The following is a 14845-nucleotide window of genomic DNA, read 5'->3' as shown; positions in this document are numbered from 1 at the left end:
CTCCTCCGTTCCGGGTCGAGCCCCCCCGCCTCTGAAGACGTCAGCGGCGGAGGCGTAGCAGGTCCAGCGCGTCGGCCCGTGCGGGCACGTCGTCGCCGCTCTCCAGAAACGGGCGGATGTCGGCTTCGACCGCTTTCCGTTCCACGTCCGCGACTCTCGCCGCGACGGCCTGGCGCCACGTGTCCTCCGTGAGCGCCGACGCGGCGGGGTCCGTCTGGCGGCGGGCCGCGTTGAGGAGATCCAGATTCGGGGGCGGCCACGCGGGGTCGCTCAGGTACCAGACCAGATCGTAGATGTCCCTCCCCTTCAGCCAGGGCCGGTGGAGTACGGCGTGGAGTTTGCCGGCCAGCAGCGAGGCCCGGTCGTGGTGATGGATCCGCAGTGACACGTGCCGCCGCACGAGGCGCGTCTCGGTCACGGCGCCCGCGGGCGGGCGGGTGTCGACCTCGAGCTTGATCCGGAGCGTTTCGTCGCGGTGGCTCGACAGACCGAACTCGTGGGGGAGTCCCTCGAAACGGAGCCACGCGGCGTGGACAGTGCCGGCATCGCGTAGCGAAGCGACCGCGTCGTAGCCCTCCCGCCGGAACTGCGCGTCGATGGCCGCCAGCCAGCTTCGCAGATCGTAGCTCTCGCGCGGCCCCTCGAGGGCGAAGTCGAGATCCTCGGAGTACCTCGGCAACCGGTACAGGAAACGCAGCGCCGTCCCACCCTGGAACGCCAGCGGCGACATGGCGCCCGCCCGCTGCAGGCCCTCCAGGATTCGGGCCTGAAGGTACTCCCGCATCGCGTTGCGTGCGGCATGCGGATCGAGATCCCGGATCAGTTCCCGGAGATGGTCCTTCACGTGACGGGCAGGGGTTCGTAAGCGGACGCCGGATTGCTCGCGCGGCGAATGACGTGCGCCGCGGCGCGGACCAGCTTCGGACTCCCCGTGGCGGCCGCAGCCGCTCGCAGGCGCGTGGACGAGAGTGCCTCGAAGTCCAGCCGCAGTGCGTCGATCCAGGCCGGAGCATCTCCGCCCGGCTGCAGGTGCGCGAGGTCGAGGAAGGCCTTCTCGGGGCGGGCGACGAACGCGCTCTGTCCGTCGACCAGGCTCACGAGCCGATAGCCGGTCCGCAACTCCGGCTTCACGTAGCGGAAGGAGAACCGCCCCAGCGGCGTCTCCCGCACGTGGGGACGCGCGGGCCCGCAACTGGTGACCTCCGGGACGTACTCCGGGATCGCGTTCGCGAAGGCGAGCGCCGACAGCCCGCTCACGTACGAGCCGGGCGAGAGCCGGTTGGCGAGGAGGAAGGGATGCGGAATCACCTTCCGGTACGGCGGCGCCAGCGCGAACAAGCCGCGCCGGAGCCGCAGCAGCTTGCCGGCGGCGCACCAACGGCTGAGCTGCGCCTCCAGACCCGGCTCCCGGGCGCGCCCGCTGCGAAGGAATCCGGTCTCGAACACGGGCTCATCCGCGACGATTTCCAGCAACTGCATGAATTTCATGCAGGAAATGTGCGCTAATCAGCAAGTACGTGCAACGATTAGAGCGTCACGGTGTCACCTGACTCCGTTTGGGAGCGGGAGGGGGGAAGGGGGGAGTCCCCTACCTGGGGAGTGGGCGGGCGAGCTTGATGAAGAGCAGGTTTCGGACCCGGCCGCCGCCCACGCGCATCGCCGAGACGGAGCCGTCGGGCGCGCGCTCGAAGCGCACCTCGCGCATGAACCAGCGGTCCGTGGCGAATTCGTCGCGGGCGCGCGGCTCGAGGGCGATGTCGCCGTGGCGTATGTGGCGCGCGACGAGCCCCTCGCCCGTTGCCTCGAGGTGGTACAGGGCGTCGAGTTCCGGACTGTAGTAGCTGCCCGCGTAACCGGCGAGCGTCGCGGCGTCGGGCGTCGGGGGCGCGACGGAATCGGCGGGCGGAGACGGCGGATCCTCTTCCTCCTCCGGCTCCGCCTCGGGGAAGACCTCGGCGAGGACGACCTCCGCCACCTGCCGCGCCCGGCCACCCGGGTTGCCGTTGGCGACGTTCGTGAGGACGACGACCCCGACGTTCGCCTCGGGATACCAGGTCGCCTGCGTCCGGAACCCCGCGTCGGCCCCCCCGTGCCCCACCGTGCGCAGCCCCCGGTGGTCGCCGATGCTGATGCCGTGCGCGTAGGGGATCGTATCTCCGCTGTTCAGGACCCCGCGCGTCGTCATCATCTCCATCACCTCCGGGCCGCCGACCGTCTCGTGCCGGAAGTTGTCGAGCCAGCGGGCGAGGTCGTCCGCGGTCGTAAAGAGGCTCGTCGCCCCCGCGTTCGCGTAGCTGAGGACCGCCTTGGTGTACTCCGCGCCCGGCCCCCCGCCGTCTCCCTCATCCTCGTCCGCGGCTGCCGGCCGGTAGGAATACGCCCGGTCGGGGACGATGTGTTCGTGGTCGTCGTGGGAGTGGGTGCGGTCCATGCCGAGCGGCCGGAAGATCCTCGCGGCGGTGAACTCCGGGAAGGACATCCCGCTGACCGCCGCCGCCGTCCGGGCGAGGAGGGTGTAGCCCATGTTGGAGTAGAGGTACTCCGAGCCGGGCACGAAGTTGAGTTCCCGCTGGCGCGACATGAGGCCGAGGATCTGCTCGGTCGTGATCACGTCGTCGAGGCGCCAGCCGGAGATCCCGAGAAGCTGCCACTGGTCCCGGATCCCGCTCGTGTGGTGGATCATCTGGCGGACGGTGACCGGATGCTCGAACTCGGGGACGAACCCAAGGTGCGCCTGCACGCGGTCGTCCAGCGAGAGCGCCCCTTCGGCCGCGAGCATCGTCACCGCCATGGCCGTGAACTGCTTCGACACGGAGGCGACGTGGAAGACCGTGCGCGGGGTGACGGGGACGCCATGCTCGATCTGCGCGTAGCCGTAGCCGCGCGAGTGGATGATCTCACCGTCGCGGATGACCGATACGGCGGCGCCCGGCGAGCCCGGGCGGTCCAGGTCGGCGAACACGGCGTCGATCCCGCGCGCGAGGTCGGAGGACGTAGCCGGATCTCCGGCGCCTCCGCACCCGGCGAGCAGGGCGACGCCGACGAGCGCGAGGAGCGCGGCGGGGGCGGGGGCGGGGACTACGGGACGCATGCGGGTGGCCGTGCGATCAGGGATCGTGGAGTTCGACCAGCATCTCGATCTCGACCGACTGGTCGCGCGGGAGCGACGCCATGCCCACGGCCGCGCGGGCGTGCTTCGAGATCGCGGGGCCGAACACCTGTTCCATCAGGTCGGAGTAGCCGTTGATGACCTGTGAGTGCTGCGTGAAGTCGGGCGGCGTGTTCACCATCCCGAGCACGCGCACGATGCGCTTCACGCGGGAGAGGTCGCCGATCTCGCGGGCGAGCGACGCGAGGAGGCAAACGCCGACCCAGCGCGCAATCGCGTAGCCCTCCTCGACTGTGTGGTCGAGGCCGACCTTCCCGGTGTTGGTCTCGTCGAGGCCGCCGCACGGGCCGTGCCCGGCGAGGAAGACGAGATTCCCGGTCGTCACGGCCTTCACGAAGTTGGCGGTCGGGGCGTCCGGTGTCGGGAGTTCGATCCCGAGTTCGGCGAGGCGCTCTTCCGGAGTCTGGGCGGCGGCTCCGGCGGCCAGGGGCAGGAGAAGGAAGAGTCCCGCGAGCGCACCGACGACGGGGCGCGGCGCGGGCCCGGATCGCGACGGGGGCGAAGTCATGCGGTCCCCGCCGGATCGCGCCGCCGTGTGACGATCTCCTCGGGGGTCTCGCCGGTGCGGATCGCCTCGGCCGCGATGTCCACGGCCTCGAAGATCTTCGTATAGCCGGTGCAGCGGCAGAGATTGCCGGAGAGCGCCCGCGCGATGTCCTCGCGGGCGGGGTCCGGATCGCGAGCCAGCAGTCCGTGGGCCGAGCAGAGAATGCCCGGTGTGCAGAAGCCGCATTGCGCCCCTCCCGTGAGATCGAAGGCGTCCTGAAGCGGGTGGGGGCCGGACGCGTCGGCGAGTCCTTCGACGGTCGTGATCTCGTGACCCGTGGCCTCGTGCACCGGCATGATGCAGGAGAGCACCGCCTCGCCATCGCGGAGCACCGTGCACGCCCCGCAATCCCCCTTGTCGCACCCCTGCTTCGATCCGGTGAGACCGAGCCCGTAGCGGAGGGTCTCGAGGAGGGTGTAGTGGGACGGTACTCCGACCCGGCGCCGGTCTCCGTTCACCCGCAGTTCCACCACTTTGTGCATGATGACCAAGTTGTTCCGGGGGCTCGCCGGCGGCAACCGAAATCGGGCGGCGGGCGAAGTCCGCGGGACAGGTCGGGTGCGCATCGTGTGACGAAAGCCCCATGTTGAGCCGTCTGGAGATTGTCCGCCCGCAGCGGACGGCCGCACGGCCACACGGATCACGGCCACATGAGGGAATACACAATGCAGCGCCCTGTTCGACGAACTCTGCTTTCGCTCCTGCTCTGCGCTTCGGGAGTGTGCGCGCTCGTCCCCGAAGCCGCGTGGGCCCAGGAGGTCCCGGTCGACCGCTGGCTGGTCACGGGGGCGGAGCACGCGGCGGGGGACCACCCGCTTCCCGTGGCGGGGGCGGACCGCTTCCCGGACCGGAACCTCGAGACCGCCGCCGGCACGTGGTCCCTCTTTCGCCGTGACGGACAGGCGACGCTGGATTTCTCGGAGTTCTCGGAAACCGGGCAGGCGACGCTCGCCCACGTGTACCTGAAGTCACCGGCGGACGCGAGCGTGCGGCTCGAACTTACCGCCGAGCCCTGCGCGCGGCTCGAGGCGTGGTTGAACGCGCAGTCCATCGCGGACCCCGGAACCGCGCACGAGGTGCGGCTGGCGGCGGGCTGGAACACGCTCCTCGTCGTGCTCGACGGCGAACCCGGATGTGCGCGCACGCTCGCCGCGCGGCTCTCCGGGCAAACGGGTCCGAACGTGCGGGCGAGGCGCGACGACCCGTCCGGCGACCGGTTGACCGTTCAGGCCTCCCGGCCTCCCGGCGTACGGCCGACCTGGCCCGCGGGCGTCGTGACGGTCTCCACCCCCCGCATCACCGGGCTCGCCTGGCACCCGGACGACGACGACCTGCAAGCCGCCATCCGCTACGAACTCGCGAGTTGGGGGGGCGAGTTCGAAGCCCGCATGGAGGGCACCGGCGCCCCGGGGATCCAGCGTCCCCCGCTCGGATTCCGGAGCCCCTTCGATCTTCCCCGCCGGAGCGGCGGCGCCCCGGGCGGGGCGGGCGAGGCGGGCGAAGCGGGTGAGGCCGGTGAGGGGGAAGACGAAACCGGTCCGACCGACCCGGAGGGAATGCGGGCGCGGATGGTCGCGCAACTGCTGGGCCGGCCGGAACCCCGTGCCCCGGCGCCGAGACAGGGTTCCGTGGAGTTGCGCCTCGCGGACGAGTCGTTCGTCGCCGCCTCCAACGACCTCGAGCCGGGCGTGCCCGTCTCCTTCGAGGGTGTCATCCCGTTCCGGAAGCTCCGTGAGGCCGCGCTGCGCGACGACGGCATGAAGGGCGAGTTCCGCTGGGACGGCGGAGACGGAGATGGCGAGGGCCGCATGCCCGCGGCGCCCGTGCTGAGGGCGCTCCACGGGGCGCTGGACCTGGCGCTCGATGCCGGGACGGACGGCGTGTGGCGCGGCAGGCTTCGGGTTCCCGAGGCCCTGGCCGGCTTCACGCTGCGAGGTGAGGAGGGATCGTGGACCGTTGACGGCACCGCGGCGGAGGACGGCCTCCTGTGCGACCCGTGCGAGCGCGGCCGCCGGCTGGAAATCGAGTTCCGAGGGACCGCCGGCGCCGATGCGGAGCCGCCGCGCGCGCGCATCGCGGGTCCCGGGTTCCCGGATCTGCCTGAAACCGGAGTGCCCTCGGCGGTCGAGTTGCTCCGGGCGCTGGAAGGGGATAACCGCCGTTACCGCGCTCTCATCGAGGGTCCGTCGCCGGATCCTCTCCTTCAGGCGGTTCAGTCGGCTCGGCCGAATCGGCCGTCGGCGCGGGCTCCGTCGTCGGCGGGGCGATAACGGGCTCCGAGGGGGGTTTGGGGCCGAACGTCGGGCGCGAGGAATCCGTGGACCAGGGATCGATGAACTCCTGAGCCGGATCCACTTCATCGCGCGGCGTGGGCGGTTCCTGTTCCTCCACGACCGGCCCCGCAGCCGCCTCGGCGGCGTCCTCCTCGTCGCCCGTCTCGTCCGCGGCGGCGCTGGACGCTCCGGCGGCCGCGGCGGTTCCGGCCGCGGTGGCGGTTCCGGCGATCGTCGCGCGGTTCGCGGCCGGCGGTTTCGGAGGCGCGGGCGGCGACTTCCACTGCGTCTCCCGGCCGGCGGCCTCGAGTTCGCGCTGGATCTCGTTCATCCCCTTCCGGAACTCGCGGATCCCCTTGCCGATGGTGCGGGTGATCTCCGGGAGGCGGCGGGGCCCGAACACGATGAGCACGAGCATCGCGATGAGGAGGATCTCGCCGATTCCGAACCCGGTCATATTCATGACGGTGCGATCAGCCGGCCGGCCGGGCCGAACTCAGGGCGTCAGCGCGCGCAGCACGTCCTCACCATAGAACATGCCGATGTACCGCGCCTGCACCGGCGTGACGCTGCGGACGGCCCAGATCAGCTCGACGTGGTTGGGTTCGCGGGGTTCCACCGGAAGCGAGAACCCGCACTCCTCCAGCAGACGGTCCGCCTTCTTCAGGTTGCACTTGCTGCAGGCCGTGACCACGTTCGACCACCCGTTGTCTCCGCCACGCGAGATCGGCGTCACGTGGTCGCGGGTCAGCGACTCGCGATACCCCAGCTCCCGCCGGTGACGGCCGCAGTACTGACAGCGATAGGCGTCGCGCGCGAACAGGAAGGTGTTCGTGACCTGGCGGCGGAAACGGCGGGGAATCTGGATGAACCGGACGAGGCGGATGACGACGGGCGTATCCATCCGGACGCGCTCGGATCGGATCGGACGTTCCGAATCCACCTCCAGCGCGTCGGCCTTCCGGTCGATGAGCAGGCGAACGGCGCGCCGGACCGGAATGATCGTCAACGGCTCGTATGAAGCGTTCAGGGCCAGACAGCCCATGAGCGACCCCCCTTGGATTCGGTGGCGGAAAACAAGCAATCCGGCCGCGACGTGTCAAGCGAAGGCCCCCGCGTGAAGGCGCCGCGGGAGGCGTGCTCCGCCGGCGTGTGCGAGGTCGCCGTCGCGCGGACGTTCCTCGGCACGCTCGCGTACTCGATCCCCGCCTCGCTCGTCGGCGCCGTGGAGCCGGGCATGCGCGTTCGCGTCCCGCTAGGCGGCGGGACGGCGGTCGGCGTCGTGGACCGCCTCGGGCTGAGGGCGGACCGGGAACGGAAACCGCGACTGCGGGAGCTGCGGGGCGTCCTCGACGATGCGCCGGTGCTTGACGCGCCCCTCCTCGAGCTCTGCCGGTGGGTCTCGGACTACTACGTGGCGCCGCTCGGCGTGGTCCTCCGAGCAGCCCTCCCCCCGGGTGCGCTCGGGTCCCGGGCCGGTGGGGGCGGGAGTCCCGGAAGACCGCGCACCGAGCGCGTGCTGCGGCTCGTGCGGGAGCTGCGAACGCTGAACGAGCGGGAGCACGCATTCGGGCGGGCGAATCGGCAGCGCGAGCTGTACGAGACGCTCGAGTCGGTCGGCGGGCAGGCGGACGTCGGGCACCTGACGAAGCAACTCGGCTTCAGCCGGGGCGTGCTCGACGGGCTCGTGGAGCGGCGGCTCGCGGAGTTCGTCGAGCGCGAGGTGGAGCGGGATCCGTTCGCCGGCCCGGTCGAGCCTGAGGTCCGGTTCACGTTGACTCCGGACCAGGTTCGGGTCGTCAGCGACCTCGAACGGCTCGACGCGCCGGGCCGCGTCGCACTCCTGCGCGGCGTGACGGGCTCGGGTAAGACCGCCGTCTACCTCGAGGTGCTGGAGCGCCAACTCGCGCTGGGCCGCTCCGGCATCTTCCTCGTGCCGGAGATCGCGCTCACCCCCCAGACCGTGCAGCGCTTCCGGGCCCGCTTCGGCGACGAGGTCACCGTGCTGCACTCGGGGCTCTCGGACGGGGAACGCTTCGACGCCTGGCGGAGTCTGCGCGAGGGCAGGAAGCGGATCGCGATCGGCCCGCGTTCGGCGGTGTTCGCGCCGGTCCGGAACCTGGGCGCGATCATCGTCGACGAGGAACACGAGAGCAGCTACAAGCAGTCCGACGTGCCGCGCTACCACGCCCGTTCGGTCGCGATCGTGCGCGCGCGCCTGGAAGGGGCGTTGTGCGTGCTCGGGTCCGCGACTCCGGCCCTCGAGAGCTGGGAGAATGCGCGAACCGGGCTCTATCGCCTGCTCGAACTCGAGGAACGGGTGACGGGCCACGGGCTCCCGTCCGTGGAACTCGTCGACCTGCGCGCCGACGCCGGCGAGGGCCCGGGACGGGACGCGGAGGACCCCCCTCCGGGCGGCGGACCCCGGGTCTTCTCCGAACGGCTGCGGAAGGCGATCGCCGCCCGCCTGGAACGGGACGAGCAGACGATCCTCTTCCTCAACCGCCGCGGATACGCCTCCTACGCCGAGTGCGCGGCCTGCGGGCACGTGTGGAGTTGCGACGCCTGCTCCGTGACCCTCACGTATCATCGCCGGCGCCGGCAACTCGTGTGTCATCACTGCGGCGCGACGAGCCCTCCACCGTCCGGGTGCGGCGAGTGCGGTGGTCCCGCGCCGCGCTACACCGGGATCGGCACCGAACAGGTCGAACGCCGCGTGGGCGAGCTGTTTCCGGCGGCCGGCATCGCCCGCATGGACCTCGACACGACGGGCTCCAAGTGGGCGCACGTCGAGATTCTGGACGCGTTCCGGAGGCGGGAGGTCGACATCCTGCTCGGCACGCAGATGATCGCCAAGGGCCTCGACTTCCCGCAGGTCACGCTCGTGGGAGTGATCAACGCGGATGTCGGTCTCCATCTCCCGGACTTCCGCGCCAGCGAACGCACCTTCCAACTCCTCGAGCAGGTCGCCGGACGGGCCGGGCGGGGCGAGGAGCCGGGGGAGGTGCTCGTCCAGACCTCGCGTCCGCGGCACTACGCGCTCGCCGCGGCCGCGGAGCATGACTACGTCGGCTTTGCGGAACGGGAACTCGGGGACCGGGAGGAACCCGGCTATCCGCCGCACCGCCGGCTCGCCAACCTCGTCGTCTCCGGGAAGACGGAGTCCCGGGTGATCGACGTCACCGAAGAGCTGTCCGAGTGGACGCGGCGGCTGATCAGGGATCGCAGGCTCGCCGGGATCGAGGTCATCGGTCCGGCTCCCTGCCCGATCGACCGACTCCGGGAGCGGTGGAGGTGGCACTTCCTGATCAAGGCGGATCGCGCCGCCACGCTCGGCGGCGTGCTGCGCTTTCTCGGAGAGCAGCGGGGCCAGCCCGGTTCGGGCCTCCGCCTCGAGATCGACCGCGATCCAGAGGCGCTCCTCTGAGCGGGCCATCGAACTCGTGCTTCGCTTGTTGGGAGGATCGCGCTCCGTCAAGTTGTGCCCCGCATTCCACCCGCCGGGGCCGGTGCAAGACGAGGGAGAGGAAATGAGGGAACCAGGATCGCGGACCGCCGTGTCCGCGGGAGTCCACCGGCGCCGTCACGCCCGGAGCCGGGGGCTGCCGGGGCTTGTCATGGCGATCGGGATCGCGGCGACGAGCTGCGGGGGGGCATCGCTGCCACCCATCGCTTCGGCCGAGGCTGCGGCCGCGTTCGAGGCGTGCCGCGATTTGGCGTGGGAGGAGAAGCAGGAGTGCTATGAAGCCCGGCTTCTCGACGAACTCGCCGCGGTCGGGGCGGGCGCGGCGCTGGAGATGCTCGAGTCGCTGGCCGCCGCGGACAGGACGGCTCAGGCACAGGCCCACGTCCTCACTCATGCGATCGGCATCAACGCCTACGCGCCCGGAGAGACCTTCACAGACGTCTTCGAGGAGTGTACGGAGGCCTTCCAGTCCGGGTGCTACCACGGCGTCGTCCAGGCCTACTTCATCGCGATGGGCGAACCGAACGCGGAGATGGTCGCCGCGCTCTGCGCGCCCTACGAAACGGACCCTGCCGACCGCTGGCTGCTCTTCCAGTGCCTGCACGGGCTCGGACACGGTCTCACGATGTACTACGGCCACCACCTTCTCACGGCCCTCGACGGCTGCGACCTGCTGACGAACGAGTGGAACCGGAATTCGTGCTACGGCGGGGCGTTCATGGAGAACGTGGTTAACGCGGTCGCTCCTCACCATCCGGCCGCCACGCTCGTGTCCGCCGGAAGCGCCTCGGAGGACGGGGCGGGCGAAGGGGCCGAGGCCTCGGCCCATGGCGCGGGCGCGCACGACCACGGCGTGATGGCGCTGGCCGAGGGCTTCGAAGCCTTCGAGCCGCTGCGTGCCGACGACCCGCATTATCCCTGCTCGATTCTGGACGAGAAGTACCTGATGTCCTGTTACCAGATGCAGACATCCGCCATGCTCTGGCACAACGACTGGGACGTCGCGGACGCGGCCTCCTCCTGCCTCGACGCGCCCGACGGCTGGCGAGACGACTGCTTCATGAGCCTCGGCCGCGACATCAGCGGCCGCACGCTGCAGGACGAGGACGATGCACGCCGCGAGTGCCGGAAGTCGCCGGAGGAGTGGCGCGTGTGGTGCTACGTGGGCGCCGTCAGGAACTTCGTGGACGTGACCGCGACGACGGACGCCGGGTTCTCGTTCTGCCGCGCGCTCGAAGAGTCGGCCAAGCCGCGGTGTCACCAGGCGATGGGAGAGGCGCTGTACTCGCTCTACGCGGACGAAGCCGCGCGGCGCGAGGCGTGCGAGGCGTCGGAGACGGAGGAACTCGCCCTCGCGTGCCGGCGCGGCGCCCTGGTGCGGACGGACTAAGCCACCCGCCGGCGGCGGCGCCCCGACCGGCTACCCGTCCCGGCCGCCTCGCGCGGCGCGCATGAAGCGTCGCAGCAGCCTCTCGTCGAGCCGCCCGTCCGTTCTCACCCCCGAGCAGACGTCCACGCCGAAGGGACGGACCGCGCGCACGGCCGCGGCCACGTTGGTTGGACGGAGGCCGCCCGCGAGGTAGACCGGGCAGCCGGCCCGCTCGACGATGGCGCGGCTGTGGCTCCAGTCGTGGACGCGACCCGTGCCCCCGAGTTGCCGCACGGGGAGGTCCGGGTCCCCCGAGTCGAGCAGGACCGCGTCGACGAGCGGCGCCACCGCGACCGCCTCTTCCACGGAGTGCTCTCCCCGGACGTGGACGACCTGAACGAGCGAGACGCCCGGCAGCCGGCGGCGCAGGCCGCGGAGCGCGTCGGGCGCCACCCGGTCCACGAGCTGGAGCGTGTCGGCCCGGGTCCGGCGCTGCTGATCCACGATCTCCCCGAGGTCCGTCCGCGACGTGAGCAGGAAGGTCGCGACGCCGGGCGGGGCCCCGGCCACGATGCGGCGGATCGCGGCTTCCTCGATGACCCCCGGCCCGCTCGGCATCGCCGACACGAGCCCGATCGCCGTCGCCCCGCACCGGGCGGCGAGCTCGGCCTCCCCGGGGCTCTCGATGCAGCAGATCTTGACCGCGGGCGTTCGATCGTTCAGGCGGGCGCCCCCGCGGCGGCGCGCTCGACACCGAGCCCCGGACCGTCGGTCAGGACGATGCGACCCTCCTCCAGGCGCGGGCCCGTGAACGGATCGGACCGGAGGAGCGCGGCGCCATCCAGGTCGGCGTAGTCCACGAGCGAGGCCAGGTGCGCCGCGGGCGCGATCCCGAGGCTCGTCTCGAGCATGCACCCGAGCATCACCGAAAGGCCGCACGCGCGGGCGGTGTGGATCATGCGCAGCGCCTCTCGCGGACCGCCGCACTTGGCGAGCTTGATGTTGATGCCATCGACGAGCCCGTCGAGTCGCGGGATGTCGCTCGCCACGATGCTCGACTCGTCCACGACGATGGGGAGAACCGCGCGCGAGCGGACGAAGGCCAACTCGTCGTTCTCCGTCGGCGGGAGCGGCTGCTCCACGAACTCCACCCCGTACTCGGCGCACATCGCGATCCCCTCGATGGCTTCCGCCGGCGTCCAGGCCGCGTTCGCGTCCACGCGCAGAGTCTTGTCGGGCGCCGCGCCGCGGACGGCGCTCAGTCGCGCTTCGTCGTCGTTGCTCCCGAGCTTGATCTTGAGGATGGGCCACGCTTCGGCCTCGCGCGTCTTCCGGGCCATGACGTCCGGGGCGTCGATGCCGATCGTGAACGAACTGAGCGGCGCGTCGGCCGGGTCCAGGCCCCAGAGCTTCCAGAGCGGAAGCCCGGCGCGCTTTCCGACCCAGTCGTGGAGCGCCGACGAGATGGCGCAGCGGGCCGACCCGTTGCGGCCGAGGAGGCTCGCGAGTTCCCGCTCGATGTTCTCGAGCCGGAACGGGTCTTCGACCTCCTCGATCCGCGGGGCCAGCTTTCTCAGCGCGGCTTCCACCGTGTCCGCGGTCTCCCCGTAGTACCCGGACGGATCCGCCTCGCCCCAGCCCTCGATCCCCTCGTGCTCCAGCCGCACCCACACGAGGTCGTCGCCCGTCTTCACGCCGCGGCTGATGCCGAAGGGGTGCGCCGTCTCGACGTGGAACGGCTCCCACGAGATTCTCATCCGCCGGTCGTCCGCCAGAGATCGTACTGGATGCGGGACGGAGTGACCTCGGGCCCGTCCTCGCGCATGTAGACATCGATCTCCGTCCGGTGGCCGAAGCGTCCCTCCAGGTAGACGCCGGGCTCGACGGAGAAGCCGACGCCCGCCACGAGCCGCCGGTCGTCGCGCATCTCGATGCTGTCGAGGGTGGGACCGACGCCGTGGAGTTCGCGGTCGATCCCGTGCCCCGTGCGATGGAAGATGGCGTCCTCGTAACCGCGCTCGATCAGCGTCTCTCGCGCCGCCCGGTCCGCGTCCGCGCCGGTGGCGCCCGGGTTCTGCCGGATGACCTCGACCGCCGCGTCGCGGGCCGCGACGACCGCATCCCAGGCGGCGGTCACCTCGGCCGGCGGCTCCGGGCCCAGGAAACCCATCCATGTCTGGTCGGCGAAGACCGCGTCGGGCTCCCCCGCCACGCGCCCCCACAGGTCCACCATGAACACCTGGTCCGCCGCGAGGACCGACGATCCCTCGGCGGGAGGTCCGTAGTGCGGCTTGGCGGCGTTGGGCCCCACCGCGACGATCGTGTCCGTCTCCGTCAGGCCCTCGGCGCGCAGCCGCGCCCGGATCCACTCGGCGAGATCGTACTCCGTGGCCGGGGTCGGCTCGCCGGAGGTTTCGAAGGCGGCGGCCGTCCCGGGGTCCGCCTCGGGCGTCAGCCCCGCCGCGCGCGCCGCCAGTTCGAACGCCGTCCGCGCGGTGCGGGCCAGGATCTCGGCCGCGGCGTGGTGCAGCGCTTGCCCGTGGGCACCCCACTGGGCCGCCGTCCCCGAGATCAGGTCCACCGAACTCACGACCCGGGGGCCAAGCGACTCGACGAGTTCGACGACGCCGGCGGGGACGTGGTCCACGTACGGGATCGAGTCGCGCGGGCTCACCTCCATCGCGACCGTATCCATGCCCCGCAGCATCTCGCGCAGCGCCGCCTCCATCTCGTCCCAGCCGACGTAACTCGTGAGCCGGTGCGGCCAACCGTCCCATCCGGAGACCTCGATCTTCTGGACGAGCGCGTGCGGCGTTTTCCCCGGTTCGACGAGTACGAAGTAACGGCGCTTCTGGCCTTCGGGCAGGCCGACGAGGTGCGCCGCCAGCGGATTGAGGGCCCGGAAGTCGTACAGCAGCCAAGCGTCGATTTCCTGTCGTTCGAGTTCGCTGGAAGCGGTCTCCAGGAAGGTGGCATCGAGGTCGGGCAAGGCCGGACTCCTGTTCTGCGGGGCGCGCCGTGGCGGTCAGTCCGTGGCGGTCAGCCCGTGGCGTCGCGAAGGGCGGTCAGGTGCGAGACGACGTTGCGTCCCAGTTCGTCGGGATTGTAACCGCCCTCGAGGAAGGAGACCACGCGGTTTCGGGCCGTGGCCCGCGTCCGCCCGACGACCTCGTGCGTCAGCGTGTCGAAGTGCGCCGGGGTGAGGGTGAAGCCTCCCAGCGGATCCTCCGCCCCCGCGTCGAACCCGGCGGAGATGAGCGTGAGGTCGGGCTCGAAGCGGGCCAGCGCGCGATCGACGCCGTCGAGCAGCGTCTGCACGTAGCGTTCGGGCGGAAGCCCTGCGGGCATGGGCAGGTTCAGCGTCGTCCCCTCTCCCGCTCCCCGTCCCCGTTCGCCGGCGGCTCCGGTGCCGGGGAAGAGCGGGTGCTGGTGCATCGAGAGAAAGAACACGGAAGGGTCGTCGTAGAAGATGTCCTGGGTCCCGTTTCCGTGGTGCACGTCCCAGTCCACGATCAGAACCCGCTCGACTCCCGGCCGCGTCAGGGCGTGACGGGCGGCCACGGCGATGTGGTTGAAGAGGCAGAAGCCCATCGCCCGATCCGGGGTCGCGTGGTGGCCCGGCGGGCGCACGGCGCAGAAGGCCGCGCGGCACGTTCCGTCGAGGACCGCGTCCACCGCCGCGATTCCGCACCCGGACGCGGCGACGGCGGCGTCCCAGCTTCCCGGCGAGACCGGCGTATCGGGATCGATCCGCACGATCCCTCCGCTCTCGACGGACCGGTCGCAGACCGCCCGCACCCGTTCCACATGTCCCGGCGCGTGGGCCCGTTCCAGTGCGGCGACTTCGGCCGGCGACGGCATGACGGGGAGGACATCCTCGTGAAGCTCGGGCAGCGCCCGCTCGAGCGCGGTCATCACCGCGCGGAGCCGTCCCTGGTGCTCCGGGTGACCCCAGCCCGTGTCGTGCCGGCTGCAGTCGGGATGCTGAACCAGCCCGACCGGCGTCAGCGCCGCCGCCTCA

At 71.4% G+C, this 14845-nt stretch carries 14 protein-coding genes; 3 read left to right on the top strand and 11 right to left on the bottom strand.

The genetic code is table 11. From position 1 onward, the window contains the following. Nucleotides 1-40 precede the first annotated feature (40 nt). The 5 genes from RN743_RS07315 to RN743_RS07295 all read right to left on the bottom strand — a co-directional run bounded on the left by RN743_RS07315 (nt 41) and on the right by RN743_RS07295 (nt 4198). Nucleotides 41-844: a nucleotidyl transferase AbiEii/AbiGii toxin family protein gene (locus RN743_RS07315; protein WP_310778198.1), complete on the bottom strand. Its 804-nt coding sequence runs from the start codon at nt 842-844 to the stop codon at nt 41-43. Next, on the bottom strand, nt 841-1479 hold the full coding sequence (locus tag RN743_RS07310; RefSeq protein WP_310778195.1) for a hypothetical protein: 639 nt from the start codon (nt 1477-1479) through the stop codon (nt 841-843). The genes RN743_RS07315 and RN743_RS07310 overlap by 4 nt, the downstream gene beginning before the upstream one ends. A gap of 109 nt (nt 1480-1588) precedes the next feature. Beyond that, a complete protein-coding gene (locus RN743_RS07305) occupies nt 1589-3091 on the bottom strand; it encodes a serine hydrolase domain-containing protein (protein ID WP_310778192.1) in 1503 nt (500 codons plus the stop codon). A gap of 16 nt (nt 3092-3107) precedes the next feature. Continuing rightward, complete coding sequence (locus tag RN743_RS07300; protein WP_310778189.1) at nt 3108-3677, bottom strand: RidA family protein; 570 nt, start codon at nt 3675-3677, stop codon at nt 3108-3110. Continuing rightward, nucleotides 3674-4198, bottom strand: coding sequence for a 2Fe-2S iron-sulfur cluster-binding protein (locus tag RN743_RS07295; protein ID WP_310778186.1), 525 nt, complete (start codon nt 4196-4198; stop codon nt 3674-3676). Before RN743_RS07295 ends, RN743_RS07300 begins: the two co-directional genes overlap by 4 nt. A 168-nt stretch (nt 4199-4366) precedes the next feature. Here RN743_RS07295 and RN743_RS07290 point away from each other — a divergent pair, with 168 nt between their 5' ends. Then, nucleotides 4367-5986, top strand: coding sequence for a hypothetical protein (locus RN743_RS07290; protein WP_310778183.1), 1620 nt, complete (start codon nt 4367-4369; stop codon nt 5984-5986). Here the strand turns inward: RN743_RS07290 and tatA are convergent. Then, nucleotides 5889-6452, bottom strand: coding sequence for a twin-arginine translocase TatA/TatE family subunit (tatA, locus tag RN743_RS07285; protein WP_310778180.1), 564 nt, complete (start codon nt 6450-6452; stop codon nt 5889-5891). The genes RN743_RS07290 and tatA overlap by 98 nt on opposite strands. A gap of 33 nt (nt 6453-6485) precedes the next feature. Next, nucleotides 6486-6998, bottom strand: coding sequence for an HNH endonuclease (locus RN743_RS07280; protein WP_310778177.1), 513 nt, complete (start codon nt 6996-6998; stop codon nt 6486-6488). Between the two features lie 108 nt (nt 6999-7106). Between RN743_RS07280 and priA the strand changes: the two genes are divergently transcribed. Together priA and RN743_RS07270 are read left to right on the top strand one after the other, a co-directional pair. Continuing rightward, entirely contained in the window at nt 7107-9416 is a 2310-nt protein-coding gene (priA, locus tag RN743_RS07275; protein ID WP_310778174.1) for a primosomal protein N', read from the top strand. A gap of 103 nt (nt 9417-9519) precedes the next feature. Then, entirely contained in the window at nt 9520-10845 is a 1326-nt protein-coding gene (locus RN743_RS07270; protein ID WP_310778172.1) for a hypothetical protein, read from the top strand. 30 nt (nt 10846-10875) lie between these two features. On the opposite strand, the gene RN743_RS07265 is transcribed toward RN743_RS07270, so the two are convergent. From RN743_RS07265 to RN743_RS07250, 4 genes are read right to left on the bottom strand one after another with little or no spacing between them, the layout of a single operon-like run. Further along, the gene (locus RN743_RS07265) at nt 10876-11520 is read right to left on the bottom strand and encodes a phosphoribosylanthranilate isomerase (RefSeq protein WP_310778268.1); all 645 of its coding nucleotides are present in this window, start codon (nt 11518-11520) and stop codon (nt 10876-10878) included. A 23-nt stretch (nt 11521-11543) separates the two neighbouring features. Next, nucleotides 11544-12581, bottom strand: a complete 1038-nt coding sequence (locus tag RN743_RS07260) for a dipeptide epimerase (protein WP_310778169.1) — start codon at nt 12579-12581, stop codon at nt 11544-11546. Further along, nucleotides 12578-13813, bottom strand: coding sequence for a M24 family metallopeptidase (locus RN743_RS07255; RefSeq protein WP_310778167.1), 1236 nt, complete (start codon nt 13811-13813; stop codon nt 12578-12580). The genes RN743_RS07260 and RN743_RS07255 overlap by 4 nt, the downstream gene beginning before the upstream one ends. Nucleotides 13814-13863: 50 nt before the next feature. After that, nucleotides 13864-14817 (bottom strand): histone deacetylase, encoded by a 954-nt coding sequence (locus RN743_RS07250; protein ID WP_310778266.1) that lies wholly within the window; start codon nt 14815-14817, stop codon nt 13864-13866. Nucleotides 14818-14845: the final 28 nt, after the last annotated feature.

Origin of the sequence: Candidatus Palauibacter scopulicola (assembly GCF_947581915.1) — a bacterium.
Taxonomy (GTDB): Bacteria; Gemmatimonadota; Gemmatimonadetes; order Palauibacterales; family Palauibacteraceae; genus Palauibacter; species Palauibacter scopulicola.
The sequence above is the reverse complement of the archived record's forward strand: the minus strand, read 5'-3'. Positions and strand labels throughout refer to the sequence as shown.

Bases quoted from the DNA above. Each gene is read 5' to 3' on its own strand.
- RN743_RS07295 (WP_310778186.1), bottom strand. From the start codon at position 4,198: ATGCACAAAGTGGTGGAACTGCGGGTGAACGGAGACCGGCGCCGGGTC.
- RN743_RS07310 (WP_310778195.1), bottom strand. From the start codon at position 1,479: ATGCAGTTGCTGGAAATCGTCGCGGATGAGCCCGTGTTCGAGACCGGA.
- RN743_RS07260 (WP_310778169.1), bottom strand. From the start codon at position 12,581: ATGAGAATCTCGTGGGAGCCGTTCCACGTCGAGACGGCGCACCCCTTC.
- RN743_RS07305 (WP_310778192.1), bottom strand. From the start codon at position 3,091: ATGCGTCCCGTAGTCCCCGCCCCCGCCCCCGCCGCGCTCCTCGCGCTC.
- RN743_RS07300 (WP_310778189.1), bottom strand. From the start codon at position 3,677: ATGACTTCGCCCCCGTCGCGATCCGGGCCCGCGCCGCGCCCCGTCGTC.
- RN743_RS07270 (WP_310778172.1), top strand. From the start codon at position 9,520: ATGAGGGAACCAGGATCGCGGACCGCCGTGTCCGCGGGAGTCCACCGG.
- tatA (WP_310778180.1), bottom strand. From the start codon at position 6,452: ATGAATATGACCGGGTTCGGAATCGGCGAGATCCTCCTCATCGCGATG.
- RN743_RS07290 (WP_310778183.1), top strand. From the start codon at position 4,367: ATGAGGGAATACACAATGCAGCGCCCTGTTCGACGAACTCTGCTTTCG.